At 58.6% G+C, this 6813-nt stretch carries 6 protein-coding genes; 3 read left to right on the top strand and 3 right to left on the bottom strand.

The window, feature by feature from the left end; translation table 11 throughout:
- Positions 1–348: 348 nt before the first annotated feature.
- Complete coding sequence (locus QWJ34_RS21915; protein ID WP_302731158.1) at positions 349–1686, bottom strand: aldehyde dehydrogenase; 1338 nt, start codon at positions 1684–1686, stop codon at positions 349–351.
- A 164-nt stretch (positions 1687–1850) separates the two neighbouring features.
- Here QWJ34_RS21915 and QWJ34_RS21910 point away from each other — a divergent pair, with 164 nt between their 5' ends.
- Positions 1851–2534: a TetR/AcrR family transcriptional regulator gene (locus QWJ34_RS21910; protein ID WP_302731157.1), complete on the top strand. Its 684-nt coding sequence runs from the start codon at positions 1851–1853 to the stop codon at positions 2532–2534.
- A gap of 82 nt (positions 2535–2616) precedes the next feature.
- Here QWJ34_RS21910 and hcp read toward each other — a convergent pair whose 3' ends face one another.
- Positions 2617–4257, bottom strand: a complete 1641-nt coding sequence (hcp, locus tag QWJ34_RS21905; RefSeq protein ID WP_302731173.1) for a hydroxylamine reductase — start codon at positions 4255–4257, stop codon at positions 2617–2619.
- Between the two features lie 315 nt (positions 4258–4572).
- Here hcp and QWJ34_RS21900 point away from each other — a divergent pair, with 315 nt between their 5' ends.
- Together QWJ34_RS21900 and QWJ34_RS21895 are read left to right on the top strand one after the other, a co-directional pair.
- A complete protein-coding gene (locus QWJ34_RS21900) occupies positions 4573–4821 on the top strand; it encodes a ferredoxin (RefSeq protein WP_302731155.1) in 249 nt (82 codons plus the stop codon).
- Positions 4814–5248, top strand: coding sequence for a DUF488 domain-containing protein (locus QWJ34_RS21895; RefSeq protein WP_302731153.1), 435 nt, complete (start codon positions 4814–4816; stop codon positions 5246–5248). The genes QWJ34_RS21900 and QWJ34_RS21895 overlap by 8 nt, the downstream gene beginning before the upstream one ends.
- A 117-nt stretch (positions 5249–5365) precedes the next feature.
- Here QWJ34_RS21895 and QWJ34_RS21890 read toward each other — a convergent pair whose 3' ends face one another.
- Positions 5366–6763: an MFS transporter gene (locus tag QWJ34_RS21890; RefSeq protein WP_302731151.1), complete on the bottom strand. Its 1398-nt coding sequence runs from the start codon at positions 6761–6763 to the stop codon at positions 5366–5368.
- Between the last annotated feature and the right edge of the window lie 50 nt (positions 6764–6813).

Here is a 6813-nt window from a genome sequence, read left to right as displayed (position 1 = left end):
GGCTTGGCCCCTCCCGCGACCGGACTTTCACCGGCTAGAAAAAGAGTGCTTGGCTGGGCACGCGGCTTTCGATGTGTCTTTCTTCGAAAGACTTTAGGTCGCGTGTTGAAATCAGGAAGACTGATTAGATTATAAGGGGTATCTTCCTGATTTCAAAGGCGAACGCTATCGCTCCTACACTGAATTTCTTCCTTCGCTTATCAGCTTTTTTATGAAACGAACCTTCTCAACACGTTGAGCGGCTGCTCGCTACAACGCGATCAGCCGCTCAAGAGGGCGGAAAAAGGAAGGGCGGGAGATTCAGAGATCTCCTGCCCGGTATATAAGGCCGATTTGAGATAGCAGACGTCAAACTCGGCGGTTCAGCACCGACTTATGGTGCGAGAACGTTTCGAAGCTCTGGCGGCCGTGGTAGGAGCCCATGCCGCTTGCGCCGACGCCGCCGAAAGGAAGTTCGTGCGAGCTCATATGCAGCAGCGTTTCGTTGATGCAGCCTCCGCCGAACGATACGGTGTCCAGCACGGTATTTTGCAGTTGCTCGTCGCGGGTAAACAGGTAGAAGGCCAGCGGTTTCGGACGGTCGACGATCTGTTCGAGCACTGAATTCAGTTCCGAATCGGTATAGGTCATCACCGGCAGGATGGGCCCGAAGATTTCTTCCTGCATCACCGGCGATTCCCAGTCGATATTCTCCAGCAGCGTCGGTTCGATCGCCAGACGTTCGCGCAGGGCGCGGCCGCCGAGCAGCGTTTGGCCGTCGTTCAGGAAACGGTTCAACCGGTCGAAGTTCTTCTCGTTGACGATACGCGGGAAGTCCGGGTTCTCCAGCACGTCCTCGCCGTATTTGTCCGCGATCTCCAGCTTGATCTCGCGCAGCAGCTCTTCGCGGACGTCTTCGTGCACCAGCAGATAATCCGGCGCCACGCAGGTTTGTCCGGCGTTCAGGAATTTGCCGCGGACCAGACTTTGCGCCGCGCGCCGCAGGTTCGCGTCTTTGTGCACGATCGCCGGGCTTTTGCCGCCCAGTTCCAGCGTGGTCGGCGTCAGATGCTCGGCTGCGGCTCGCATGACGACTTTGCCGACCGGCGTACTGCCCGTGAAGAAAATATAATCGAATTTCTCGCGCAGCAGTTCGGTGCTCGTCTCGACTTCGCCTTCCATGGCGGCGATATATTCGTCTTGGAAGCAGCCCCGGATCAGGTCGGCGGTCAGCTTCGATACGTTCGGCGTCAGCTCGGACGGCTTGACTACCGCACAGTTGCCGGCGGCAATCGCCCCGATCAGCGGAGAGAAAGCGAGCTGGAACGGATAGTTCCACGGCGCGATAATCAGGGTAAGCCCGTAAGCTTCCGGCCGGATCGTACTGGTCGCGTTCTCGATCTGCGACGAAGTCGGCACGACGCGGGGAGCGGCCCAGTCTTCAAGATGCTCCAGCGTGTAATCCAGTTCGCCCAGCACAAGACGGATCTCGGAGCTGAATGCTTCGGCTTCGGATTTGTTCAGGTCCGCGCGCAGCGCGTCCAGAATCTGCTGGCGGTGCTCCTCGATACCGCGGCGAAGGCGTTTGAGCGCTTCCGTGCGGTAGGCGATATCTCTCGTTTGACCGCTGCGGAAAAATGTACGCTGGCGAAGCACGAGTTCATGCGCGGTTTGCGCTCGGTTTGCCTTGGGTGATGCGTTTGTCATAAAAATCGACTCTCCCGTTTATTTATATTTTTAATCATTAAATTGCTATCAATCTATACATGCAAGTATAGACACAACTTTGCCATGTTACAATAACCAGTACAGGTACAAACGAGGCTTATGCCGCACATGAGATAAAAATGAGGCGAAAAGAAGGAGAGAATATGTCCGCAGACTCCGAAAAACCGGGATTGGAAGCGAAAAACAATCCGAACATCGACAGAACCGACGCTGCCGCGGCCAAGCGAATCGATCCGAGAGTCGCGCGCACGCGCGAGCTGCTGCGGGACGCGCTGCTGATACTGATGGAACAAAAGGACTACTACCATATTACGGTGCGGGATATCGCCGACGCCGCGAAGGTCAACCGCAAAACGTTCTATCTGCACTACGAAACGAAAGATCATCTGCTGCAAAGCGTAACGGACGATATCCTCGACGAACTGTTTGGCGAAGCCAAAGACGCGCGATCGTTCGGGGCGTCGATCGACGAGCTCCAGCGGTATATCGCGGGCCGAATATTCGAGTATGTGGAGCGATACCGCGTTTTCTTCGGCATTATGTTTCAGCGCAAAGCGATGTCGGATTTCGTGCAGTATATGAAGCGTTATTTTGCAAGGTTTTACGAAGAGAAATTTGCCGCGCTGGACGAGGAAAAACTGCCGGCGCACAAAGACGTGATCGCGAGCTACATCGGATCGGCCTATGTAGGCGTGATCTACTGGTGGCTCGACAATGACATGCCTTACACGCCCGAGGAAATGACCGAGCAGATGATCCGGCTGAACTCGAACGGCCCCATCCGGCTGGTGCGGGAATCGCGCGGCGAAGAGCGGGGAGAGCCGTAACTGCCGGAGTATCGGAATCGGCAAAAACACAAAAAGCTTCGAACAAGCGCGTATAAGCGGCACTCGTTCGAAGCTTTGTTTGTTACGCGCCCAGGAACATTTTCATATCGTCTTCCACGTTCGTAATGCCGCCGATGCCGAATTTGTCGACCAGCACGTTTACCACGTTCGGTGACAGGAAAGCCGGCAGCGTCGGGCCGAGGTGGATATTTTTGACGCCCAGATGCAGCAGCGACAGCAGGACGATCACGGCTTTCTGTTCGTACCAGGCGATATTGTAGGAGATCGGCAGATCGTTGATATCGTCCAGCCCGAACGCTTCTTTAAGCTTCAAGGCAATCACGACGAGCGAGTAAGAATCGTTGCACTGTCCGGCGTCGAGCACGCGCGGAAGGCCGCCGATCTCGCCGAGATCGAGCTTGTTGTATTTGTACTTGGCGCAGCCCGCCGTCAGGATCACCGTATCCTGCGGAAGCTGCTCCGCGAAGTCCGTGTAGTAATTGCGGGACTTCATGCGGCCATCGCAGCCTGCCATTACGAAGAAGCGGCGAATCGCGCCGGTCTTGACGGCGTCGACGACCTGGTCCGCCACGCTGAGCACGGCGTGGTGGGCGAAGCCGCCCACGATCTCGCCGGATTCGATCTCCGTCGGCGGCGCGCAGGTCTTGGCCTGCTCGATCAGGGCGGAGAAGTCTTTCGGCGCGCCGTCTGCGCCTTCATGGATATGCGCCACGCCCGGATAACCGGTATTGCCGGTCGTGTACAGGCGGCCGATATAGCTGTCCTTCGGCGGCACGATACAGTTGGTGGTCATCAGGATCGGACCGTTAAACGATTCGAATTCGCGGTTCTGTTTCCACCACGCATTGCCGTAGTTGCCGTAAAAGTGTTCGTATTTCTTGAATGCCGGGTAGTAGTGGGCCGGCAGCATCTCGCTGTGCGTGTAGATATCGATGCCCGCGCCTTCGGTCTGCTCCAGCAGCTCTTCCAGGTCTTTCAGGTCGTGGCCGCTGACCAGGATGCCCGGTCGGGAGCCCGCGCCGATCTTGACTTTGGTCACTTCCGGATTGCCGTAAGCGCCCGTGTTGGCCGCGTCCAGCATCGCCATGGCGTCCACGCCGTACTTGCCGGCTTCCATATTGAGCGCGACCAGTTCGGACGCGCCGAGCGTATCGTCGAGCGTCGCGGCCAGCGCGCGGCGCATAAAGGCGTCGATGCCGGCGTCGCCTTTGCCGAGCTGCCAGGCGTGATACGAATAGGCGGCCATGCCTTTGAGGCCGTAGATCAGCAGTTCGCGCAGCGAACGGATATCTTCGTCGGCGGTGCGCAGCACGCCGACCGTGCGCGCTTTGGCGTCGAAGCGGTCTTCGCCGCCTTCCCACATCGCCGCGTCGTGCAGTGCGCGGCGGGCGTCGGCGTTCTGCGCGTTCCACAGCGCGCGCACTTCGGCGCGAAGTTCCAGCGCTTCGCGGTTGCGGGCGAGGAAGAACTCCCGGTCGAAGTTGGCGTTCGTGATCGTGGTGAACAGCGAATCCGTAATAAACAGGGAGACGCGGCGTTCCAATTCTTCCGGCAGAGCGACGTCCAGACTCAGCAGCGAGATGCCTTTGAGCGTGTACATCAGCAGGTCCATCAAGTTGGCGACGTCGTGCGGTTTGCCGCACACGCCGGCGATGGTGCAGCCTGTTCCTTTGGAAGCTTCCTGGCATTGGAAACAGAACATGGACGGCTGGTCGGTCTCGCCCGCCGCAAAATATTTTTCAGCGTACCGCTCGGATGCGGATAGGTTGGTCATGGTATTTTTCCTCCGATTTCATTTGTAGGAACAATCGTCAATGCGTTAACAAAATCGTCGACTTATCGTTTTGGCTATCTGAAGCACATGGTTTTATTGTAAAAGTTTAAAATTTGGGGCTTGTGATTACACGCACAACAAACGCAACGACTTTGCGAACGAACTGTGCCGTGCGCGCAATCACAAGCTTTGCCTGCAAACCTGCCTATACTGGATAAGAAATCAGAACGGGGAGGAAGCACAGTGGCACATCACTATACGAGAGTAGATAAAGATACCTGTATCGCGTGCGGCGCCTGCGGAGCGGCCGCGCCGGATATTTTCGATTACGACGACGAAGGATTGGCCGAAAATATTCTGGATGGAGACGGCAACCGGGGAATCGCGCGGGTGTCGGAAGAACTTCAGGGCGATCTGGAAGATGCGGTCGACGGCTGCCCGACCGATTCGATTCAGGTATCGGAGGTTCCGTTCGGAGACGGGGATGAGTGAGCGTCCGGGCGATTCCGGCGGGATTCGGGCGGCAGAAGCCCGTCGGCAAAGCGGTCCGCCAGCGTACGGACTGCAAATCAAGCGGATCTACGACGCGCGAGCCGACGACGACGGCTTCCGCGTGCTGGTGGACCGGCTGTGGCCGCGCGGATTGTCGCGCGAACGGGCGGCGCTGGACGATTGGGTCCGCGAGCTATCGCCATCGCCTTCGCTTCGCCGCTGGTTCAGCCATGCGCCCGAGCGCTTCGATTATTTCCGCGAGCGCTATATGGCCCAGCTGGACGAAGGAGAAAACAATCCGAGCCTGGCCGAATCGCTGCTTCGCCGGGCGGAGAACGGAAGAGTGACGCTGCTGTACGCCGCCAAAGACCCGGTGCATAATCATGCGGTTGTGCTGGAGGAATGGCTGCGGCGGACGCGCGCCTGAGAATTGGCGAAGCGGATAAGGCGCATTCCGCCGCCTGTCCCCTGCCAACCTGAACCGATTAAAAAAAGCCGATCCGGCGCGTGGTTCGCGCCGGATCGGCTTTTCGGTTTGTTCCGGTTATATGACTTCGTTCCCCGTCGACAGGCGGCTGCTGTGCCGCCGGTACCCGATCGCGCTCACAATCGCGATCAGGGCCGATGCGGACAATCCCCAGTAAATATTCGAATAAGCGTTCGCCAGCGGCAGCGTATGCTGCCATTCCAGCGCGGTCGTGGCCATCGCGACGCTGAACGCCCCGCTGAAGAATTGAAGCAGCTGGAACAGTCCCATGCCCGAGCCGATAAACGATTCCGGCAGCACGCGCGACATCTCGTTCGACAAACTGCTCGACAGGGCGGTAAAGGAGATGCTCAGCACCATATACGTCAGCATGGCCGCGATCCAGGACTGGCCGATCAGCAGCGCAAACAGCAGGGTCGACACCAGCAGCAGCGGAGGACCGTAGCGCAGAATGCCGTGGTTGCCGTAGCGGTCGATCACTTTCCCGATCCGGCGCGACGCGACGATCGCCAGCAGCGAGCCGGGGAAGATGATTAGCCCGGCATGGCCCACCGTAAAGCTGAACTGCCGGGTCAGGATTTGCGGCAGCAGGAACAGCGTCGAGAAGTTGCAGATATACGCGGTCATGCCGGCCAGCGCCAGCAGCAGATAGCGCTTGTTGGCGAACAGCGAAGGCAGCACGAACGGGTCCGGCGTCAGCCGGATTCTCAAGATGAACAAGACGAGCGAGACCAGCCCCAGCGCGAGCAGTACCCAGATCTGGTTGGTCAGGAACAGCAGCAGGCTGGTGATTCCGACCGCCAGCAGCACGCCGCCGATCGCGTCGAACGAGCCGCGCCGCGGCAGTTCTTTCGGCAGCAGCCGGGCGAACAGCGGCAGAAGCAGCAGCACGGCCGCGGTGACGGCAAACAGCCAGCGCCAGCTCAGATTCTCGACAATCACTCCGCCGACCACCGGACCGAGGCCGAGGCCGAGCGCGACGGCGGACATAATCGTCGCCATGGCGGAACCGCGCCGTTCAAGCGGGATGTACCTTGTGAACAGAACCATCGCCAGCGATACCGCGCCTCCGGCTCCGGAGGCCTGTACGATCCGGCAGAGCAGCAGCACGATAAAGCTCTGGCTGAAGAAGCCGACGATGCCGGCGCCGCCCAGCGCCAGAAGGCCGATCATCAGCAGTCGGCGCAGCGGAACGAAATCGGACAAACGGCTGAACGTAATGGACGAGACCGCGAACATGATCGAGTAGCCGGTCACGATCCAGGAAGCCGTGGCCGCGGAGATCGCAAAGTCGGACGTCACGTCCGGAAGCGCCATATTGAACATCGCCGTGTTCATCACGACCAGCGTGACGGCGATACTGAATATAAGGATGGTCAGTCCTTCCCGGGCCAGAACGCCCGAAGGCGGGTTGGACGGCGCTTCGACCGTGTGAGAAGCAGCTGTGGATTTCATGAAAGTTCTCCTTTTTCTAAAGTTCTATAGTTCGTTAATCAACGAACAAT

It is taken from the genome of Saccharibacillus sp. CPCC 101409, assembly GCF_030518235.1.
In the GTDB taxonomy this organism is placed as follows: domain Bacteria; phylum Bacillota; class Bacilli; order Paenibacillales; family Paenibacillaceae; genus Saccharibacillus.
The sequence above is the reverse complement of the archived record's forward strand: the minus strand, read 5'-3'. Positions and strand labels throughout refer to the sequence as shown.